The organism is Paeniglutamicibacter sp. ZC-3 (genome assembly GCF_025847175.2).
Taxonomy (GTDB): Bacteria; Actinomycetota; Actinomycetes; order Actinomycetales; family Micrococcaceae; genus Paeniglutamicibacter; species Paeniglutamicibacter sulfureus.
This window is the reverse complement of record NZ_JAOYTG010000003.1, coordinates 254,696-274,434: the sequence shown is the minus strand read 5'-3', so window position 1 is coordinate 274,434 and position 19,739 is coordinate 254,696. Positions and strand designations below refer to the sequence as shown.

18 protein-coding genes are annotated in these 19,739 nt (G+C 65.7%); 14 read left to right on the top strand and 4 right to left on the bottom strand.

Translation table 11 applies throughout. The features are described from left to right. Positions 1-113: 113 nt before the first annotated feature. The gene (locus OIU93_RS05865; RefSeq protein ID WP_264269146.1) at positions 114-1,568 is read left to right on the top strand and encodes a DUF222 domain-containing protein; all 1,455 of its coding nucleotides are present in this window, start codon (positions 114-116) and stop codon (positions 1,566-1,568) included. On the opposite strand, the gene OIU93_RS05860 is transcribed toward OIU93_RS05865, so the two are convergent. Then, entirely contained in the window at positions 1,555-2,217 is a 663-nt protein-coding gene (locus OIU93_RS05860; RefSeq protein WP_264269145.1) for an MBL fold metallo-hydrolase, read from the bottom strand. The two genes, OIU93_RS05865 and OIU93_RS05860, sit on opposite strands and share 14 nt — an antisense overlap. 85 nt (positions 2,218-2,302) lie before the next feature. On the opposite strand from OIU93_RS05860, the gene OIU93_RS05855 reads away from it, so the two are divergent. The 13 genes from OIU93_RS05855 (at position 2,303) to secG (ending at position 16,378) form a co-directional block, all read left to right on the top strand. Then, positions 2,303-2,686, top strand: a complete 384-nt coding sequence (locus OIU93_RS05855) for a GntR family transcriptional regulator (protein WP_264269144.1) — start codon at positions 2,303-2,305, stop codon at positions 2,684-2,686. A 62-nt stretch (positions 2,687-2,748) separates the two neighbouring features. Continuing rightward, a complete protein-coding gene (gene uvrA / locus OIU93_RS05850; RefSeq protein WP_264269143.1) occupies positions 2,749-5,631 on the top strand; it encodes an excinuclease ABC subunit UvrA in 2,883 nt (960 codons plus the stop codon). 80 nt (positions 5,632-5,711) lie between these two features. Further along, entirely contained in the window at positions 5,712-6,431 is a 720-nt protein-coding gene (locus tag OIU93_RS05845; RefSeq protein WP_264269207.1) for an HAD hydrolase-like protein, read from the top strand. Continuing rightward, a complete protein-coding gene (locus tag OIU93_RS05840) occupies positions 6,432-7,100 on the top strand; it encodes a 1-acyl-sn-glycerol-3-phosphate acyltransferase (protein ID WP_264269142.1) in 669 nt (222 codons plus the stop codon). A gap of 17 nt (positions 7,101-7,117) precedes the next feature. After that, positions 7,118-9,079: an excinuclease ABC subunit UvrC gene (gene uvrC, locus OIU93_RS05835; protein ID WP_264269141.1), complete on the top strand. Its 1,962-nt coding sequence runs from the start codon at positions 7,118-7,120 to the stop codon at positions 9,077-9,079. A 36-nt stretch (positions 9,080-9,115) separates the two neighbouring features. Next, entirely contained in the window at positions 9,116-10,009 is an 894-nt protein-coding gene (gene rapZ, locus OIU93_RS05830) for an RNase adapter RapZ (protein WP_264269140.1), read from the top strand. 6 nt (positions 10,010-10,015) lie between these two features. Beyond that, on the top strand, positions 10,016-11,056 hold the full coding sequence (yvcK, locus tag OIU93_RS05825; protein WP_264269139.1) for a uridine diphosphate-N-acetylglucosamine-binding protein YvcK: 1,041 nt from the start codon (positions 10,016-10,018) through the stop codon (positions 11,054-11,056). A gap of 10 nt (positions 11,057-11,066) precedes the next feature. Next, entirely contained in the window at positions 11,067-12,047 is a 981-nt protein-coding gene (gene whiA / locus OIU93_RS05820; protein ID WP_264269138.1) for a DNA-binding protein WhiA, read from the top strand. Positions 12,048-12,140: 93 nt separating this feature from the next. After that, the gene (locus tag OIU93_RS05815; RefSeq protein WP_264269137.1) at positions 12,141-12,770 is read left to right on the top strand and encodes a superoxide dismutase; all 630 of its coding nucleotides are present in this window, start codon (positions 12,141-12,143) and stop codon (positions 12,768-12,770) included. 241 nt (positions 12,771-13,011) lie between these two features. After that, positions 13,012-14,025, top strand: coding sequence for a type I glyceraldehyde-3-phosphate dehydrogenase (gene gap, locus OIU93_RS05810; protein ID WP_264269136.1), 1,014 nt, complete (start codon positions 13,012-13,014; stop codon positions 14,023-14,025). A gap of 28 nt (positions 14,026-14,053) precedes the next feature. Continuing rightward, positions 14,054-15,286, top strand: a complete 1,233-nt coding sequence (gene pgk, locus OIU93_RS05805; RefSeq protein WP_264269135.1) for a phosphoglycerate kinase — start codon at positions 14,054-14,056, stop codon at positions 15,284-15,286. Beyond that, on the top strand, positions 15,283-16,098 hold the full coding sequence (tpiA, locus tag OIU93_RS05800; RefSeq protein WP_264269134.1) for a triose-phosphate isomerase: 816 nt from the start codon (positions 15,283-15,285) through the stop codon (positions 16,096-16,098). Before pgk ends, tpiA begins: the two co-directional genes overlap by 4 nt. Before the next feature lie 28 nt (positions 16,099-16,126). Beyond that, positions 16,127-16,378: a preprotein translocase subunit SecG gene (secG, locus tag OIU93_RS05795; protein WP_264269133.1), complete on the top strand. Its 252-nt coding sequence runs from the start codon at positions 16,127-16,129 to the stop codon at positions 16,376-16,378. An 87-nt stretch (positions 16,379-16,465) separates the two neighbouring features. Here secG and pgl read toward each other — a convergent pair whose 3' ends face one another. The 3 genes from pgl to zwf are packed head-to-tail and all read right to left on the bottom strand — an operon-like array spanning position 16,466 to position 19,717. Next, the gene (gene pgl, locus OIU93_RS05790; protein WP_372342873.1) at positions 16,466-17,230 is read right to left on the bottom strand and encodes a 6-phosphogluconolactonase; all 765 of its coding nucleotides are present in this window, start codon (positions 17,228-17,230) and stop codon (positions 16,466-16,468) included. Then, positions 17,220-18,161, bottom strand: a complete 942-nt coding sequence (locus OIU93_RS05785; RefSeq protein WP_264269131.1) for a glucose-6-phosphate dehydrogenase assembly protein OpcA — start codon at positions 18,159-18,161, stop codon at positions 17,220-17,222. The genes pgl and OIU93_RS05785 overlap by 11 nt, the downstream gene beginning before the upstream one ends. Continuing rightward, on the bottom strand, positions 18,158-19,717 hold the full coding sequence (gene zwf / locus OIU93_RS05780) for a glucose-6-phosphate dehydrogenase (protein ID WP_264269130.1): 1,560 nt from the start codon (positions 19,715-19,717) through the stop codon (positions 18,158-18,160). The genes OIU93_RS05785 and zwf overlap by 4 nt, the downstream gene beginning before the upstream one ends. Positions 19,718-19,739 lie beyond the last annotated feature (22 nt).

Genomic DNA, 19,739 nt, shown 5'->3' with positions numbered 1-19,739 from the left:
CTCCGCACGTTGCCCAAGGTGGTATCTCGATCCCGCGGTGACATGGATTTTCGGGAGCCTGAAAATTCATCAAGCTCTTCATATTTGTCTGGAACAGGCGTATAGTAGTAAATATGTTCGAAGAGTGCGAAGGCTACTTGTCGAACCCGAGCTCGCTCTCCGCCGAGGCTGCCGGGGAAATTCTCCTTGGCCACCGCCACATACCCGTAGGCATGGAAATGCCCGCCAGGGAACGCGCGTTGGCGCAAAGGCCAGGGGATGAATACGTCGATTTCATCGACGATGTCGGCGTTGCCATGACCCTCCTGCCCCAGAATGTTGGAGAACGGGTCAGAGTGGCGAGGATTTCGGCACTGGAAAGGGCCAAGGCCGCAATCTGTGCGGCCCAGGCCAAGGAAGCCTACGGGCTCGAGCAGGACATCATCGCCCGGCATGAGGATGAGGGGATCTACACGGAGAACCCGAACCGCGGTGCTGGTGCCGAAGTGGCGCTGGCTCGCAAGGTCGCACAACGCCTAGGGTCGAGCTTTATCTCTTACTCGAAATCCATGATCGAGCACATGCCCTATACCTATAACGCCTTGGAGCGCGGAGAACTCAACGAAGATCGGGCCATGCTCCTGGTGCGCGAAACCAACAAGTTGGATCCCGGCGTCCGAGAACTCATTGACCGGGAAATCGCTGGCGAGCGTGGGGCGTTGGAAGGCGTAGGCGACAAACAACTCCTGGCTCGAGCCAAGAAGGAAGTTCTGGCGTTCAGCAACAAAACGGATATGAACAACCATGCCGACGCGATGAACAAGCGACGCATATCCGTGACGCCCACTCCGGACGGGATGATGCGAGTGAGCGGGCTGCTGCCAGTGGTGCAAGGCGTCGCCCTTAAAGAGGCGCTGGCCAAGGCTGCTGCCAAACGCCGCTCAGCGGAAGACAAGCGAACCGATGCGCAGGTCATGGCCGACTTCGTGGTGGAGTGTGTCACCGGCCAGCAACTGGCCTCGCGACCGCCACTGTCGGTTGAGGTCGTGATGACGGACCGATGCTTAATGGTAGGTGACAGCGAGCCGGCATTCATCAAAGGCTACGGAACCGTATCCGCAGAGTATGCACGCTGGATGATCACTGGTGACCGCACCGGTCCCGACGGTGAAAATGAAGCAGAAGCATGGGTCCGACGCCTATATACGGCTCCGGTTAGCGGTCAGCTCGTGGCCATGGACTCGGAAGCTCGGATTCTTCCCCAAAAGCTGAAGGAATTGATCTCGATACGAGATCAGTTCTGTCGCACACCCTATTGCGACGCCCCGATTCGCCACTACGACCACGTTTACCAAGTGGCCAGGGGCGGAAAGACGACGGAAGTCAATGGCGATGGACGATGCGTTCGCTGCAACCAGACCAAGGAAACGTCCGGTTGGGAAGAATTCGTGATTCTGGGTCCCCGGCACACGATCCTGATAAAAACGCCCAGCGGGCAGATGTACCGAGCCATGGCGCCGCCGTTGCCGGGGACGCCCGAATCGCCTCCACCTGGCTCGACCGACAGTGTCGTGATTACCAGCCTCTAGCGCGCCACTCCGCCAGGCTCGGCCGCTCCGCGCCCAACGTCGTCGTGGCCCCGTGGCCCGGAAGCACCAGGGTTTCATCGGGATACTGCTCGAAGAGTCGTGTGGTTACGTCATCAAGCAACGTCGTGAAGCGCTGCGGATCGTTCTGCGTGTTCCCCACGCCACCCGGGAACAGTGAGTCGCCACTGAAGATCACCGTGGTGCCTCCGCTGTCACGAAGTACATAGGCGATGGATCCTGGGGTATGGCCACGCAGGTGCACGCACTCCAGGACCGTTGTCCCCACCGACACCGTGTCGCCGTGGTTCAATGCAACGTCAATGGCCACATCGGCACCCTCGGCAATTCCCTGTACGTCCTCAGTACCCGCATAGGTCTTCGCGCCGGTGCGCTTCGCGTACTCGTGCAGCGCCCTGATGTGGTCCCAGTGCTGGTGAGTGGTCGCGATGCCCTCAAGCCTCGGGGCAACCTCCGAGTCGGACGAAGCGGATGCGATCAGGCCGTCGATGGCCGGCACGTCGTCGGCGGCATCAATCAAGAGTTGCGAGCCGTCGCTCTTCGAAGTCACCAAGTAAATGTTGTTGGACATTTCGGAGACGCTCAAGGATCGTATGCTCACGTCGGTGAGGTCAAGGAAGATTTCTGTCATGACTTCACCTTACGTGGCGCAGCCATGGCCAGGCGATAGTCTGAAACGAAGGCCCTGCCCCCAGCATCAACGAAGGAAGGCTCGCATGGACAGCAATCCACTGGCATTTGTCACTGTCGACAGCACCGACAAAACCCCTCCCTACCAACAAGTCAGGCAGCAGATCCTGGCCGCCATCTCCAAGGGGCGCCTCAAGGCAGGAACCAAGTTGCCTTCGGTTCGGGCGCTCGCCGAGCAGTTGGGCCTCGCGGTCAACACCGCGGCAAAGGTCTACAAGGAGCTGGAAGCCAGCGGTGCGGTCGTGACCCGCGGGCGACACGGCACCATTGTCCAGGCCACCGGCGACGAAGGATCGGTTGCGGTAGCCGACGCCGCGTCGGAATTTGCTGCCGTTGCGACACGCTGGGGGATCTCCGAAAAAGCAGCCGTCGGCTACGTTCGCGCAGCGTTCAGTTCCCAGGTCGGCTAGACCCAAGTCTTGTTCCTCACAAGGACGCGCAATTCGAACCAGTTTTCGATTAGCATGTTCTGGTGGCTACTTCCCGCTCCCTTGAAACCCTCCGTCCGCACGACCTGACCCGCTTGGTGGTCAAGGGCGCGCGCGAGCACAACCTGCGCAATGTCGACCTGGATTTGCCGCGCGACGCGATGATCGTGTTTACCGGCCTCTCCGGCTCGGGCAAGTCCTCCCTCGCATTCGACACCATCTTTGCTGAGGGGCAGCGGCGCTATGTCGAATCGCTGTCTGCTTACGCCCGACAATTCCTCGGCCAGGTCGACAAGCCCGACGTCGACTTCATCGAGGGACTCTCGCCGGCGGTGTCGATCGACCAAAAGTCGACCTCCAAGAACCCCCGCTCCACCGTGGGAACCATTACGGAAATCTACGACTACATGCGCCTGCTCTGGGCCCGTGTGGGTCGCCCCTATTGCCCTGTCTGCGGCGAGGCCGTCACGAAGCAGACCCCGCAACAGATCGTTGACCAACTGCTTGAGCTGGAACCCAAAACCCGTTTCCAGGTCCTGGCACCCGTGGTCCGCGGCCGCAAGGGGGAATTCGTCGACCTGTTCAAGGAACTGGGTTCCAAGGGCTATTCCCGCGCACGGGTCGACGGTGAAACGATCCAGCTCAGCGATCCGCCGAAGCTCGGCAAGCAGTTCAAGCACACCATCGAGGTCGTCATCGACCGTCTGGCCATCAACGACACCGTTCGCCAGCGCCTGACCGACTCCATCGAAACCGCGCTCAACCTCGCCGAGGGCCGGGTCCTGATTGATTTCGTGGACCTCGATCCGGAAGACGAGGGTCGTATACGCGCCTTCTCCGAAAACCTTGCCTGCCCCAACGAACACCCGTTGGCCATCGATGAGATCGAGCCCCGCTCGTTCTCCTTCAACAATCCATTTGGCGCATGCCCGGCCTGCAGCGGCATCGGCACGCGCCTTGAGGTCGACGAAGACCTGATCATTCCCGACGTCGAGATGCCGCTGGGACAAGGCGCCATCGCGCCATGGTCGCTGGGAGCAGCAACCAGCGAATACTGGAACCGCCTGCTCGAGGGCCTTGGCGCCGAACTCGACTTCACACTCGAGACCCCTTGGAACAAGCTGCCCGCGGTGGCCCGGCAGGCCATTCTGCACGGCAAGGACCACAAGGTTGTCGTGCAGTACAAGAACCGCTTCGGTCGGGAACGGAAGTACTCCACCGGTTTCGAGGGAGTGGTGCAGTACATCCACCGCAAGCACCTGGAAACCGAGTCGGACAATGCCCGCGACAAGTACGAAGAGTACATGCGGCAGATCCCGTGCCCGGAATGCAACGGCGCACGCCTGAACTCAGCGTCCCTCTCGGTGCTGATCAACGGCAAGTCCATTGCCGAGGTCTCCGCCATGCCGATGCGCACTTGTTCCGAGTTCCTTGAGAACCTCGTCCTGAGCGGGCGCGAGGCACAGATTGCCACCCAGGTGCTCAAGGAGATCCAGGCCCGCCTGCGCTTCCTGCTGGACGTCGGACTCGAGTACCTGAACCTGGAACGCGCCGCCGGCACGCTCTCCGGCGGCGAGGCCCAGCGCATCCGCCTGGCCACGCAGATCGGCTCCGGCCTGGTCGGCGTGCTCTACGTGCTTGACGAGCCCTCCATCGGCCTGCACCAGCGCGACAACCGCAGGCTCATCGAAACCCTGACCCGGCTGCGTTCGCTGGGCAACACCCTGATCGTCGTCGAGCACGACGAGGACACCATTGCCGAGGCCGACTGGATCGTCGACATCGGTCCGGGCGCCGGGGAACACGGCGGCGAGGTCGTGCACTCCGGATCACTGGCGGACCTGAAGGCGAACACCCGCTCCATCACCGGCGATTACCTCTCCGGGCGTAGGAAGATCGAGGTGCCCGCCAAGCGCCGCAAGATCGACAAGAAGCGCCAGGTCACCGTCGTGGGCGCCCGCGAAAACAACCTCGAGGACCTCACCGCGCGCTTCCCGCTCGGTGTCCTGACGGCCATCACCGGCGTCTCCGGCTCGGGGAAGTCCACCCTGGTCAACGACGTCCTCTACAAGGTGCTGGCCAACAAGCTCAACGGCGCCAAGCAGGTCCCGGGGCGGCACACCCGCGTCGAGGGCCTCGAGCACCTGGACAAGGTCATCCACGTCGACCAGTCGCCCATCGGCCGCACCCCGCGATCGAACCCGGCGACCTACACCGGGGTCTTCGACCACATCCGCAAGCTCTTTGCAGAGACCAACGAGGCCAAGGTCCGCGGCTACCTGCCGGGCCGATTCTCCTTCAACGTGAAGGGAGGACGCTGCGAATCCTGCTCGGGCGACGGCACGCTGAAGATCGAGATGAACTTCCTGCCCGACGTGTATGTCCCGTGTGAGGTTTGCCATGGTGCGCGCTACAATCGCGAGACCCTGGAAGTGCACTACAAGGGCAAATCCATTGCCGACGTGCTGAACATGCCGATCGAGGAGGGCGCGGAATTCTTCGCCGCCTTCACCCCGATCGCCCGTCACCTGCGCACGCTGGTGGACGTGGGGCTCGGCTACGTCCGCCTCGGACAGGCCTCCACCACGCTTTCCGGCGGCGAGGCTCAGCGCGTGAAGCTCGCCGCGGAATTGCAGAAACGTTCCAACGGCCGCTCCATCTACGTGCTCGACGAACCCACCACGGGCCTGCATTTCGAGGATATCCGCAAGCTCCTGCTGGTCCTGCAGGGTCTCGTCGACAAGGGCAACACCGTGATCACTATCGAGCACAACCTCGATGTCATCAAGTCCGCCGACTGGGTCATCGACCTGGGCCCCGAGGGTGGATCCGGCGGCGGCGAGATCATTGCCGTCGGCACCCCGGAAGAGGTCGCCAAGGTCGAAGACAGCTACACCGGAAGGTTCCTCGCGCCGCTACTTGGATAGGCCCCACGGCCGTTCGTGTATGCCGCTTCGGGCATGCACGAACGGCGATGGCGCCCAGTCCATGCGAGAATACAACAGTGATGATTGCTCCCTCCGCCGTGCTCCTTGACCTCGATGGAACCCTCGTGGATCCGGCCGGGGCCATCACCTCGGGTATCCGCCATGCGTTGACGCAGGCGCAGATCCCCGACCCGGGTGAAGAAAAACTCCGTTCCCTCATCGGGCCGCCGCTGAGCATCGGGCTGGCCTCCATCGACGGCGTCACCGCCGCCGACATCGGCTTCCTGATCGCCACCTACCGCGCGCAATATGCCGAAACCGGCATGGCAGCCTCGCGTCCCTACCCGGGCGTGAAGGAGCTTCTGGCAGCACTTCGCACCGCCGGGACCACGGTGCTGGTGGCCACGGCCAAGCCCACGCACATTGCCCGCCAACTGCTTGCGGTGCAGGAAATCACACCGCTGCTTGACGGGATCTTCGGCAACGACGACGAGGGCGACGGCACATCGTCCTCCAAGACCCACATCATCGCCGCGGCGATGAGCGAACACAACCTGGACCCGGCAAGCTGCGTCATGGTGGGGGACCGCCGCTACGACATCGAGGCCGCCCACGAGAACAACATCGCGTCCATCGGCGCGGGCTGGGGGTTCGCCGACGACGGCGAACTGGCAGCCGCCGGGGCAGGCGCCCACGCGGCGGACCTTGCCGAACTTGCCGACCTCTTGCTGGGCAACGCCGCCGGGGAAGCCGTGCGCGCATCGGTCATGGCCGCCACCACCAAGGGAGCCATCGCCTAAATGAGCCTGTACACCATGACCCGCTCTTCGATCCGCGGGCTGCTTTCGGGGCTGTGCCGTCCCACCGTCACCGGCCTGGAAAACGTGCCGCGCACCGGGCCCGTCATCATCGCCTCAAACCACCTCTCCTTCCTGGACTCCATCATCATCCAGGCGCTGACCCCGCGCGACGTGGCGTTCTTCGCCAAGGCCGAGTACTTCACCACCCCCGGCCTCAAGGGCAAGGCCATGAAGACCTTCTTCGAGTCCGTGGGCTCCATCCCGGTGCAGCGCGGCGAGCAGGCTGCCTCCGTGGCGGCACTGGAATCCCTGGTCGACATCCTGGAAACCGGCGGCGGCATCGGCATCTACCCCGAGGGCACCCGCTCCCGCGACGGCATGCTCTACCGCGGACGCACCGGCGTGGGCTGGCTGGCGCTGAGCACCGGGGCGCCGGTGGTGCCCGTCGGACTCATCGGCACCGAGAAGCTGCAGCCTGCCGGAACCAACCGGATTACCCCGCACCACTTCACCCTGGCCTTCGGCAAGCCGCTGCAATTCGAGCACCTGGGACGCAAGCACCCGCTGCCGCAGCGCCGCGCAGCCACCGACACCATCGTCGATGCCATCGCGGAGCTCACGGGCCAGGAACGCGTGGACGCCTACAACCAGACACCCATCACCGACTAGCAACGAAGGGCGCAGACGTGGCAGACCCAAGAAGCTACCGCCCCGCGACGGGGGACATCCCGGTCAACCCCGGGGTGTACCGCTTCCGCGACGAAGTGGGACGGGTCATCTACGTCGGCAAGGCCAAGATGCTGCGCTCCCGGCTGAACTCCTACTTCGCCAACCCGGCCGGGCTCACCCCCAAGACGCACGCCATGGTGCACACCGCCGTCTCAGTGGAGTGGACCGTCGTGGGATCCGAGCTCGAGGCCCTCCAGCTGGAATACACCTGGATCAAGGAGTACAACCCGCGGTTCAACATCGTCTTCCGCGACGACAAGTCATACCCGTACCTCGCGGTGACCATGGGGGAGAAGTACCCGCGTGCCCAGGTGATGCGCGGGGACAAGCGCAAGGACACCAAGTACTTCGGGCCGTTCTACCCGGCCAAGGCCATCCGCGAAACCCTCGACACGCTGCTGCGTGTCTTCCCGGTGCGCAGCTGTTCGGCAGGGGTGTTCAAGCGCGCCGAATCCTCCGGGCGGCCCTGCCTGCTGGGCTACATCGACAAATGCGCGGCCCCCTGCGTGGGGCGCATCAGCCCCGAGGACCACAAGCAGCTCGCCGCGGACCTGTGCCAGTTCATGGGCGGTGAGGGCACCCGCTTCATCAAGGAGATCGAAGCCAAGATGGCCGATGCGGTCTCCAAGCTCGAGTACGAGCAGGCCGCCCGCCACCGCGACGACATCGCCGCGCTGCGCCGGGTCTTCGAACGCAACGCGGTGGTGCTGGCCGAAAACACCGAGGCCGACATCTTCGCCGTGCACGAAGACGAGCTCGAGGCAGCCGTGCAGGTCTTCCATGTGCGCAACGGGCGGATCCGGGGCCAGCGCGGCTGGATCGTGGAAAAGGTCGAGGACTCGACCCCTGCCGAATTCATCGAGCACCTGCTCACCCAGGTCTACGGCGAGGCCGCCGGGGACGACAGGATTCCGCGCGAGGTGCTGGTCCCGGTGCTGCCGGAGAACACCGAGCAGGTGGCCGCGTGGCTGCACGAACGCCGCGGCTCGGCCGTCTCGCTGCGCGTTCCCCAACGCGGGGACAAGGCGACGTTGGCCGAAACCGTGCGGGAAAACGCCGAGCAGTCGCTGCGCCTGCACAAGTCCCGGCGCGCCGGGGACCTGACCACCCGCTCGGCCTCGCTGCAGGAACTGCAGGACTCGCTCGGGCTTCCCACCCCGCTGCTGCGCATCGAATGCTATGACGCCTCCCACACCCAGGGCACCAACGTGGTCGCCTCCATGGTGGTGTTCGAGGACGGGCTGCCGAAAAAGAGCGACTACCGCAAGTTCGCGATCACCGGTGACGCTGCGCGGGACGACACCGCCTCGATGTACGACGTGATCTCCCGCCGCTTCAGGAACTACCTCGCGGAAATGGCCGACACCGTGCCGATGGTCAGCGGCGAAATCGACATCGCCGACGCCTCCGAACGACTGCCGGCGCGCAAGTTCGCCTACCCGCCCTCGCTGGTCATCGTCGACGGCGGCCCGCCGCAAGTCGCCGCCGCCTCCCGGGCGCTCGCGGACCTGGGCATCGACGACATCTACGTCGTCGGCCTGGCCAAGCGGCTGGAGGAACTGTGGCTGCCCGATGACGAGTTCCCGGTGATCCTGCCGCGGGCCTCCCACGCGCTGTACATGGTCCAGCGGATCCGCGACGAGGCGCACCGTTTCGCCATCACCTTCCACCGCCAGAAGCGCTCGGCCTCGATGACCACCTCACTACTTGACACCATCAACGGCCTGGGCCCGGCCAAGCGCGACGCCCTGCGCAAGCACTTCGGCTCGATGAAAAAGATGCGCGCCGCCTCCGTCGAGGAACTCACGGCCGTTCCCGGCATCGGCCCGGTGCTTGCCGCCACGGTGCATGAGGCGCTGGCCGCCGCCGGCACCGGTGCGCCGGCAGTGAACATGACGACCGGAGAGGTACTTGACTAGCAGGTTGGGCGCGCAAAGGCGACTAGGCTAGGGGTCATGACCTCCGAGCTTGCCCCCGTGAAACCTCCCGAGTCCGAACTTCTGGTGATAACCGGCATGTCGGGTGCCGGCCGCACCACCGCCGCCCACGCGCTGGAAGACCACGGATGGTACGTGGTGGAAAACCTCCCCCCGACGCTGCTGGGCATGCTCACCGAGATCGTGGCCCACTCCGGGGGATCGATCCCCAAGCTCGCGGTGGTGATGGACGTGCGCTCCAAGTCGCTCTTCCCGCAGCTGCGCGAGAACCTGAACGCGCTGACCAGCGCCGGCATCGCCTACCGCGTGCTCTTCCTTGACGCGGCCGACGACCTTCTGGTGCGCCGCTTCGAGCAGGGCCGGCGCCCTCACCCCTTGCAGGAGGACGAGCGGATCGTCGACGGGATCAACCGCGAACGCGAGGTGCTGCGCGAGCTGAAGGAAGCCGCGGAGATCGTCGTGGACACCACCGAGATGTCGGTGCACGACCTGGCGCGCTCGATCACCGAGCTCTTCTCCGAGTCGGGCCCCATCGTGCTGCGGCTGAACGTGATGAGCTTCGGCTTCAAGTACGGGCTGCCCACCGATGCCAACTACGTGGCGGATGTCCGCTTCATCCCCAACCCGCACTGGGTCCCGGAACTTCGCCCGCACACCGGAAAGGAAAAGCAGGTCTCCGACTACGTGCTGTCGGCCAAGGGGGCGGCGGAATTCATCGAGCGCTACATCGGCGCCCTGGAACCGGTCTTCGAGGGCTACCGCCGGGAAAACAAGCACTACGCCACCATCGCGGTGGGCTGCACCGGCGGCAAGCACCGTTCCGTGGCCACGGCCGAGGAGATCGGGCGCCGGCTGGCCCAGCTGCCCAGCGTGCGGGTCAACATCACGCACCGGGACCTGGGGCGCGAGTAGTCCACCATGGCGTTTTTCACCGGCCCCATCCCCATCCAGCCCCCCGCACGTTCCGCCGAGGACAACCAGGTGGTGCGCGTCGTCGCCCTCGGCGGCGGCCACGGTCTCTCCGCCTCGCTGTCGGCGTTGCGCCGGCTCACCACCGACTTGACCGCCGTTGTCACGGTCGCCGACGACGGGGGCTCCTCCGGGCGCCTGCGCGAGGAACTCGACGTGCTGCCACCCGGGGACCTGCGCATGGCCCTTGCAGCCTTGTGCGATGACACCGACTGGGGGAGGACCTGGCGCGATGTCATGCAGCACCGCTTCACCTCCAAGCCGGGCACCAACGCCACGCTGGACCAGCACGCTGTCGGCAACCTGCTGATCGTGGCCCTGTGGGAATTGCTCAAGGACCCGGTGGCGGGGCTGCGCTGGGCAGGTGCACTGCTGGGCGCCCGCGGCCAGGTGCTGCCCATGAGCACCACCCCGCTGACCATCACCGGGGACGTGCTGCAGGAGGACGCCGGCACCGGTCTGGTGCGCAGGCGCATCTCCGGCCAGGCGAACCTGGCCGAGGCAGGGGAGAGCGCGCTGGTTTCCAATGTGCGCCTGGAACCCGCCGACGCCGCCGCCTGCACCGAGGCGCTTGACGCCATCGAGCTGGCTGACTGGGTCGTGTTGGGCCCCGGCTCCTGGTACACCTCGGTGCTGCCCCACCTGCTGCTGCCGGAAATGCGCGAAGCGCTGCAACAAACCCCTGCCCGCCGGCTGCTGACCATGAACCTCTCCACGACCACCGCCGAGACCGGCGGGATGGATGCGGCGGCGCACCTCGAGGTCATCTCCAGGTACGCTCCACAGCTGCGCCTGGACGCCGTATTGGCCGACCCGACGACGATTTCCGACCACGAGGCCTTCACCCAGGCCGCCGCCCGGCTAGGTGCCCGCACGTTTTTCGGTAAAGTAGGGGTTGGTGCCGGACGAGCAGTCCACGACCCCTTGAGACTTGCCGCCGCCTACCACGACGTGTTCACCACGTTCAGCACAGACGAGCCCAGCAGTTAGGAAACAATCCATGGCACTGACGGCTTCCGTCAAGGACGAGCTGTCCCGGCTTGAGATTCGGAGATCCTCCGAACGCAAGGCTGAGGTATCCACCATGCTGCGATTCTGCGGTGGACTCCACATCATCTCCGGACGCATCGTCATCGAGGCCGAGGTCGACCTCGCCTCCACCGCCCGGCGGCTTCGTGCCGCCATCGCCGAAGTCTACGGACACACCTCTGAAATCATCGTCGTCTCCGGCGGCGGCCTGCGCCGCGGCAACCGCTACGTGGTCAGGGTCGTCCGCGACGGCGAGTCCCTGGCGCGCCAGACCGGCCTGCTCGACGGGCGCGGCCGCCCCGTGCGCGGATTGCCCTCGGTCATCGTCAACGGTTCCACCGCCGACGCCGAGGCCGTGTGGCGCGGAGCGTTCCTCTCCCACGGCTCGCTGACCGAACCCGGGCGGTCCTCCGCACTGGAAATCACCTGCCCCGGCCCCGAATCGGCGCTCGCTCTGGTCGGTGCCGCGCGGCGCCTGGGCCTGGTGGCCAAGGCGCGCGAGGTCCGCGGCGTTGACCGCGTGGTCATCCGCGACGGCGAGGCCATTGCGCAGCTGCTCACCCGCATGGGCGCCCACGATGCGTTGATGGTCTGGGAGGAGCGCCGCATGCGCAAGGAAGTCCGTGCCACGGCCAACCGGCTGGCCAACTTCGACGACGCCAACCTGCGCCGCTCGGCCCAGGCAGCCGTTGCCGCCGGTGCCAGGGTCGACCGCGCGCTGGAAATCCTCGGCGAGGAAGTCCCCGAGCACCTCAAGTACGCCGGAGCCCTGCGCGTGGCGCACAAGCAGGCCAGCCTCGACGAGCTTGGCCGCATGGCGGAGCCGCCCATGACCAAGGACGCGATCGCCGGGCGGATTCGCCGGCTCTTGGCCATGGCCGACAAAAGAGCTTCCGAGTTGGGAATACCCGGCACCGAGGCGAGCGTTCCCTTGGATATGCTGGAGCACTGAAACCACGAGTTTTCCGCCAGCTGCGCGGAGATGCAGTAACGAAGAAGAGTGCGCCCGCGTCCCGCTGGGTGCCGAAGAGAATGAGGAGTCATTTTGGCTATTTATACCTTGCCTGAGCTGCAGTATGATTACGCGGCCTTGGAGCCGAACATTTCGGCGCGGATCATGGAGCTGCACCACTCGAAGCACCATGCTGCCTATGTGGCCGGTGCGAACACGGCGTTGGAGCAGCTGGCCGAGGCGCGGGAGAAGGGCGAGTTCGGGAACGTTCCGAAGTTGTCCAAGGACCTGGCGTTCCACTTGGGTGGTCACACGAACCACTCGATCTTCTGGAACAACCTGTCCCCGGAGGGCGGGGACAAGCCCGAGGGCGAGTTGGCTGCGGCGATTGACGACGCGTTTGGTTCCTTTGACGCTTTCCGTGCGCACTTCACGGCCGCGGCGATGAGCCTGCAGGGTTCGGGCTGGGCGTTGCTGGGCTTTGAGGGCCTGGGCGGCCAGTTGGTCATCGAGCAGTTGTATGACCAGCAGGGCAACGTGCCGGTGGCGACGACTCCGTTGTTGATGTTGGACATGTGGGAGCACGCGTTCTACCTGGATTACGTGAATGTGAAGGCCGATTACGTGAAGGCTTTCTGGAACATCGTGAACTGGGCCGATGTTTCGGCCCGCTTCGAGGCGGCGCGTGCCGGTGCCCCGAAGCTTGTCGTCCCCGGCAAGTAATCCGAGGACTTGGAGACGTAAGCCTCCTCACATTTATCGCCTCTATGGCGTAAGATGTAAACATCGAGTTTTGCGTGTCTTGCGGTTAATTCCGCAAGACACGCAATAACCCGGTCAGCATCCCAGCTGACGACACAACGGAGTGTCCAATTTTTTCCAAGCCACTCCGTTTCCTGTGTCCCAACACCGGGGCCCTCTTTTCGCGGCAGTGGCAACACCACTCTGTTTAGGAGAAATACACGTGACTACCCGTGTTGGCATTAACGGTTTCGGACGCATTGGTCGCAACTTCCTGCGAGCCAGCCTGGCTCATGGCGCAGACATCGAAGTTGTTGCAGTAAACGACCTGGGGTCCATCAACGACCTGGCCATGCTGGTCAAGTACGACTCGATCATGGGCCGCCTGGAAGAAGACGTGACCGTCGACGGCGCCTTCATCGTTGTGGGAAAGAAGCGCATCAAGGTCCTCTCGCAGAAGGATCCCGCCCACCTGGGCTGGGGCGAACTGGGAGTGGACGTCGTCATCGAGTCCACCGGCTTCTTCACGAAGGCCGCGGATGCCGAGAAGCACCTGCAGGCAGGCGCCAAGAAGGTCATCATTTCCGCGCCGGCTTCCAAGGAAGACATCACCATCGTCATGGGTGTCAACCACGAGAAGTACGAGGCCGACAAGCACCACATCATCTCGAACGCCTCCTGCACCACCAACTGCCTGGGCCCCGTGGCCAAGGTCCTCAACGACCAGTTCGGTATCGTCGACGGCCTGATGACCACCATCCACGCCTACACCGCAGACCAGCACCTGCAGGATTCCCCGCACAAGAAGGATCCGCGCCGCGCACGCGCCGCCGCCTTGAACATGATCCCGACCTCCACCGGTGCAGCGAAGGCCATCGGCCTGGTCCTCCCGGAGCTCAAGGGCAAGCTCAACGGCTACGCCATGCGCGTCCCGGTCCCGACCGGCTCGGCCACCGACCTCACCGTGAACCTGGCCCGCGAGGCCTCCGTCGAGGAGATCAACGAGGCCTTCAAGAAGGCAGCGGAAGAGGGTCCGCTCAAGGGCTTCCTGAAGTACTCCGAGGATCCGCTGGTCTCCACCGACATCGTCCACGATCCGCACTCCGCGGTCTTCGATGCCGGCCTGACTTCCGTCATCGGCACCACCGCGAAGGTCGTCGCCTGGTACGACAACGAGTGGGCCTACTCGACCCGACTTGTTGACCTCACCGTTTATGTCGGCGCGCGTCTCGGTTAGTCCCGGACTCTTCCGATAGCCTAGTCAAATGACTTCCCACACTCTCGACGAATTGATCGCCGATGGTGTCCTTGGGCGGCGCGTTCTGGTCCGCAGCGACCTGAACGTGCCGCTCGATGGCCTCACCGTCACCGACGATGGGCGTATTCGCGCCTCCATACCCGTGGTGCAGAAGCTGGCCGAGGCCGGCGCACGCGTCATTGTCATGGCTCACCTGGGTCGCCCCAAGGGCGAACCCGACCCCCAGTACTCCATTGCCCCGGCGTCCACCCGGCTCGCCGAGCTCTCCGGGCTCGACGTGCGCACGGCCACCGACGTCGTGGGCCCCTCGGCCCGCCAACTGGCCGGGGAACTGACCGACGGCGCCGTCCTGGTCCTGGAAAACGTGCGCTTCGATGCGCGCGAGACCTCCAAAGACGCCTCGGCACGCGCCGAATTCGCGGCGGAGCTCGCCGCGCTGACCGGCGAAGACGGCGCGTACATCAACGACGCCTTCGGTGCGGTGCACCGCAAGCACGCCTCGGTCTTCGACATCGCCGCACTGCTGCCGGCCTACCAGGGCGACCTGGTGGCCACCGAGGTGAAGGTCCTCAAGACCCTCACCGAGGCTCCCAAGCGCCCCTACGTGGTCGTGCTGGGCGGGTCCAAGGTCTCGGACAAGCTTGCCGTCATCGACAACCTGCTGGGCCGCGCCGACCACCTGCTGATCGGCGGCGGCATGGCCTTCACCTTCCTCAAGGCCCAGGGCCACGAGGTCGGCGGGTCCCTGTTGGAGGAAGACCAGCTCGAGACCTGCCGCGGCTACCTCAAGCGCGCCAAGGAACTGGGCTGCGACATCGTGCTGCCCACCGACGTGGTCGTGGCCTCCAAGTTCGGGGCAGATGCCGAGCACGAGGTGCTGGCCGCGGACAACATCACCGGCGGTGCCTTCGGCGCCACCGGCCTGGGCCTGGACATCGGTCCGGATTCCGGGGAGAAGTTCGCCAGCTACATCCGCAGCGCCAACACGGTGTTCTGGAACGGCCCGATGGGGGTCTTCGAGATCCCGGCGTTCGCCAACGGCACCCGTGCCGTTGCCGGTGCGCTGTCCGACTCGGAGGCATTCAGCGTCGTCGGCGGCGGCGACTCCGCCGCGGCCGTGCGCACGCTGGGTTTCCACGACGACGACTTCGGACACATTTCCACCGGCGGCGGTGCCTCCCTCGAGTACCTCGAGGGCATGGAACTGCCCGGCCTGACTGCCTTGGAGGCGCGTAAGTGACCACATCCACGAATGGAAAATTCGACCGGAAGCCGCTGATTGCCGGCAACTGGAAGATGAACATGGACCACGTCCAAGGCATCACGCTTTTGCAGAAGCTGGCCTGGACCCTTGCCGACGCCGAGCACGACTTCGAGCGCGTCGAGGTGGCGGTCTTCCCGCCGTTCACCGACCTGCGCGGCGTGCAGACTCTGACCATGGGTGACAACCTGCCGGTGCGCTACGGCGCCCAGGACCTCTCGGCGCAGGACTCAGGTGCCTACACCGGGGAAATCTCCGGGCAGTTCCTCTCACGGCTCGGTTGCGCCTACGTGCTGGTGGGCCACAGTGAGCGCCGTGCGCTGCACGGGGAGTCCAACGAGCTGCTGGCCACCAAGGTCGCCGCAGCGTACCGCCACGGGCTGGTCCCGGTATTGTGCGTGGGCGAGGGACTTCAGATCCGCCAGGCCGGCACCCACGTTGAATACACGTTGGAGCAGCTGCGCGGTTCGCTGGCAGGCATCACTGCGGAACAGGCCGAGACCCTGGTGGTGGCCTACGAACCGGTGTGGGCGATTGGCACCGGCGAGGTGGCGGGACCGGCCGACGCGGAGGAACTCTGCGCGGCCATCCGCACCGAGCTCGCGCAGCTGTTCGGCGACGAGACGGCCTCCAAGGTCAGGGTCCTTTACGGCGGTTCGGTGAAGGCGTCGAACGTGGCGCAGATCCTGGCCGAACGCGATGTCGACGGCGTGTTGGTCGGAGGGGCATCCTTGGACGCCGCCGAGTTTGCTAATATTGTTAGGTTCGAGCACCACCTGGTGACCGACTAATCGCCACCGAGCTGATTGAAGGGCAATTATGGACGTCATCAAGTTGGTTTTGCAGATTTTGCTGCTCATCACGAGCCTGCTGCTCACGCTACTGATCCTGCTGCACAAGGGTCGCGGCGGAGGCATGTCAGACATGTTCGGCGGTGGCATGACCACCTCGCTGGGTTCTTCCGGCGTCGCCGAGCGCAACCTCAACCGGGTGACCATCGTCCTGGGCATCATCTGGGCCGTCGTCATCATCGGGCTGGGCCTGGTCATGCGCTTCAGCGTGGAGTCCTAGCCCCCGGCACCCCAAGCAGCACAAAGCGCGGCCCGCCCTCTTCGAATCGACGAGGGCGGGCCGCGCTTTTGCGTTTGCCGGCTGTTGCTAGATCAGTGCCGCGGCGGCGGCATCCATGAGCCACCAGGTGCCCTGCGTGCCGGCGACCCCCGAGGCAGGGACGCGTTCACGTGTCACGGGAGCCTCGCCGAGGGCGACTCCTGCGGCCGGCGCCTTGTCGGCGCCCGCCACCACGAGCCACACCGCGCGGGCGGTGTTGATGGCATCAAAGGTCAGCGAGACGCGCATCGGCGGCGGCTTGGGCGAATCGTGGACGCCGATGACGGAGACCCCGGTGCGGGTGGCGCCCTCGTGGTCGGGGAAGAGCGACGCGACGTGCGAATCCGGGCCCATGCCCAGCATCAGCACGTCGAAGACGGGCAGCGCGCCCGCGGTGCCCTCGGCGGCGGCTTCCTCGGCCAGCAGCTGCGCGTAGGCCCCGGCGGCGAGTTCGGGGGTGGCGAAGTCGTCGGGGGAGCCCATCGGGTGCACCCGGCCGCGGTCCAGCCCGTGGCCGTCGAGCACGCCCAGGAGCACCTCGGCCTGCACGGCGTTGCGGTCGGGGGAACCGGATTCGACGAAGCGCTCGTCGCCCCAGTAGATGTTCACCCGCGACCAGTCCACAGCGCCGAGGGCAGGGGAGGCGGCCACCTGTTCCAGGGACTTGATGCCCAGTGTGCCGCCGGTGAGCACGATGCTCGCCTCGCCGCGTGCGGCCTGCGCGTCGAGGATCGCGGTGACGAGCCGGGCCGCGACGGCCGCCGCGGTGGCTGGCAGGTCGGGATGGATGACGACGTGTCGCCTAGCGTTCACTGGCACGGATGCTCCTCAGGTTGGTGCGCTTCAGGCCCTCGCGCACGACCTCGCCGAATACCTCGTCCGGGTCCAGGCGACGCATTTCCTCGGCCAGGCAGTCTGCCACGGGGCGCTGCGGCAATGAAATCAGCTGGGCCTTCTGGCCCGGCTGGTACAACTCGGCCACATCCCCCGGAGGACGGGTCAACTCGACGTCCCCGGAGGGCAGGGAAAAGCGCACGGAGCGTACACCGGTGCCCTCGGGGGAGGAAGCGAGGGTCACCGGGATCTTCAGGCACAGCCGCAGCCAGGCCGCGAGCAGCACGGTGGAGGGGGAATCCACGGCACCGGTGACGGTCGCCGCGGTGACCTGCGCCGGGTCCAGCTGGTCGAAGACCGAGGCCAACTGGGCGCGCCAGAGCGTCAGCCGGGTCCAGGCCAGGTCGGTGTCGCCTGCACGGTAGGATTCGGCGAGCGAGAAGAGCGCGGCCCGTGGATCCGTCTCGGCACCGGAATCGGTGATGCGGCGGTGCGCGATCTTTCCCAGCGGGCTGCCGGCGGCGTCCTTCGGCACCCCGTGCGGCCACCAGGCCACGATCGGGGCGTCGGGCAGCAGCAGCCCGGAGACCAGGGACTCGTCCACGTGCGCGTCGGGCCCGAAGGTGTGCAGCACGATGACCTCGGCGGCGCCGGCGTCCCCGCCCAGGCGGATCTGGGCGTCCAGCCGGGTCCTGCCGTCGGCAGCGCCCTGGACCACCACCACGATGCGGCAGGGGTGTTCGCGACTGGCCAGGGAGGCAGCTGCAATGGCGTCTTCCTCGTACCCGGCACTGGTGATCACCAGCAGGGTCAGCACGCGGGAGAGCGCCGAGGATCCCCCGGCCCGACGCATGGTGACCAGCTCCTTGGAGATCTTCGAGGTCGTGGTGTCTTGCATCTGCACTATCATGGGCGGCGCCATGTCCTTCCGTCGCGGGCCATCAATTCGTCGGCCGAGGCCGGGCCCCAGGAGCCGGGGGCGTAGGGTTCGGGCTGTTCGGGCAGCGACGCCCAGTGCTCCTCGAACGGGTCAAGGATGCGCCAGGACTGCTCGACTTCCTCGTGGCGGGGGAACAGCGGGGGCTCGCCCAGCAGCACGTCGAGGATCAGCCGCTCGTAGGCCTCCGGGGAGGACTCGGTGAACGCGTGCCCGTAGCCAAAGTCCATGGTCACGTCGCGCACCTCCATCGAGGTCCCGGGGACCTTGGAGCCGAAGCGGATGGTCACGCCCTCGTCGGGCTGGACCCGGATGACGATGGCGTTCTGCCCGAACACGTCGTCCTTGTGGTCGGTGAAGAGCAGGTTCGGGGCGCGCTTGAACGCCACGGCGATCTCGGTGACCCGGCGGCCCAGGCGCTTGCCGGCGCGCAGGTAGAACGGCACCCCTGCCCAGCGGCGGGTGTTGATCTCCAGCTTGATGGCCGCGTAGGTCTCGGTCTTGGACGCGGGGTTGAAGCCCTCCTCGTCCAGGAAGCCGGTGACCTTCTCCCCGCCCTGCCAGCCGGAGGTGTACTGGCCGCGGGCACTTGCCTGCGCAAGGTCTTCGGGCAGCCGCACGGCGGCCAGGATCTTTTCCTTCTCGCTGCGCAGGTGCTCGGCGTCGAAGGAGATCGGTTCCTCCATGGCCGTCAGCGCCAGCAGCTGCAGCAGGTGGTTCTGGATGACGTCGCGGGCCGCGCCCACCCCGTCGTAGTAACCCGCGCGCCCGCCGATGCCGATGTCCTCGGCCATGGTGATCTGCACGTGGTCCACGTGGTTGGCGTTCCACAGCGGCTCGAAGAGCTGGTTGGCGAAGCGCATGGCCAGCAGGTTCTGCACCGTCTCCTTGCCCAGGTAGTGGTCGATGCGGAAGACAGCGTCGGGCGGGAAGACCGACTCGACGATTTCGTTCAGCTCGCGGGCGGACGCCAGGTCGTGGCCGAAGGGCTTTTCGATGACCACCCGTGACCAGCCGGCGTCGGCGGATTCGTCGTTCGCCAGCCCGTGCCGCGAGAGCTGCTCGCAGACGGTCTCGAAGGAATTCGGCGGGATCGAGAGGTAGAAGGCGTGGTTCTTGCCGGTGCTGCGGCTTTTTGCCAGGTCGTCGAGGGTCTCGCGCAGCGCGATGAACGCTTCGTCGTCGTCGAACCCGCCGGAGATGAACCGGAACCCGCTGGCCAGCTGCTCCCACACGGTCTCGTTGAAGGGGGTTCGTGCGTGGTCCTTGACCCAGGCCTTGGCCTCGGCGGCGAACTGCTCGGCGCTCCAGGAGCGGCGCCCGAAGCCGACGACGGCGAAGTTCGGCGGCAGCAGGCCGCGGTTGGCCAGGTCGTAGACGGCGGGCATGAGCTTCTTGCGGGCCAGGTCGCCGGTGATGCCGAAGAACACCAGGGCGGAGGGCCCGGCGATGCGGTCAAGCCGCCGGTCCCGGCGGTCACGCAGGGGATTGTGGTGGTTGCGCGCGGGGCGCCGAGCGGACTCAAGCATCAAGATCGGGACCTTCGGATGT

Excerpts from the sequence above, each read along its gene's own strand:
- OIU93_RS05840 (WP_264269142.1), top strand. The coding sequence starts at position 6,432 with ATGAGCCTGTACACCATGACCCGCTCTTCGATCCGCGGGCTGCTTTCG.
- OIU93_RS05860 (WP_264269145.1), bottom strand. The coding sequence starts at position 2,217 with ATGACAGAAATCTTCCTTGACCTCACCGACGTGAGCATACGATCCTTG.
- zwf (WP_264269130.1), bottom strand. The coding sequence starts at position 19,717 with ATGCTTGAGTCCGCTCGGCGCCCCGCGCGCAACCACCACAATCCCCTG.
- rapZ (WP_264269140.1), top strand. The coding sequence starts at position 9,116 with ATGACCTCCGAGCTTGCCCCCGTGAAACCTCCCGAGTCCGAACTTCTG.
- whiA (WP_264269138.1), top strand. The coding sequence starts at position 11,067 with ATGGCACTGACGGCTTCCGTCAAGGACGAGCTGTCCCGGCTTGAGATT.
- OIU93_RS05865 (WP_264269146.1), top strand. The coding sequence starts at position 114 with ATGTTCGAAGAGTGCGAAGGCTACTTGTCGAACCCGAGCTCGCTCTCC.
- OIU93_RS05785 (WP_264269131.1), bottom strand. The coding sequence starts at position 18,161 with ATGATAGTGCAGATGCAAGACACCACGACCTCGAAGATCTCCAAGGAG.
- yvcK (WP_264269139.1), top strand. The coding sequence starts at position 10,016 with ATGGCGTTTTTCACCGGCCCCATCCCCATCCAGCCCCCCGCACGTTCC.
- secG (WP_264269133.1), top strand. The coding sequence starts at position 16,127 with ATGGACGTCATCAAGTTGGTTTTGCAGATTTTGCTGCTCATCACGAGC.
- OIU93_RS05855 (WP_264269144.1), top strand. The coding sequence starts at position 2,303 with ATGGACAGCAATCCACTGGCATTTGTCACTGTCGACAGCACCGACAAA.
- pgk (WP_264269135.1), top strand. The coding sequence starts at position 14,054 with ATGACTTCCCACACTCTCGACGAATTGATCGCCGATGGTGTCCTTGGG.
- OIU93_RS05845 (WP_264269207.1), top strand. The coding sequence starts at position 5,712 with ATGATTGCTCCCTCCGCCGTGCTCCTTGACCTCGATGGAACCCTCGTG.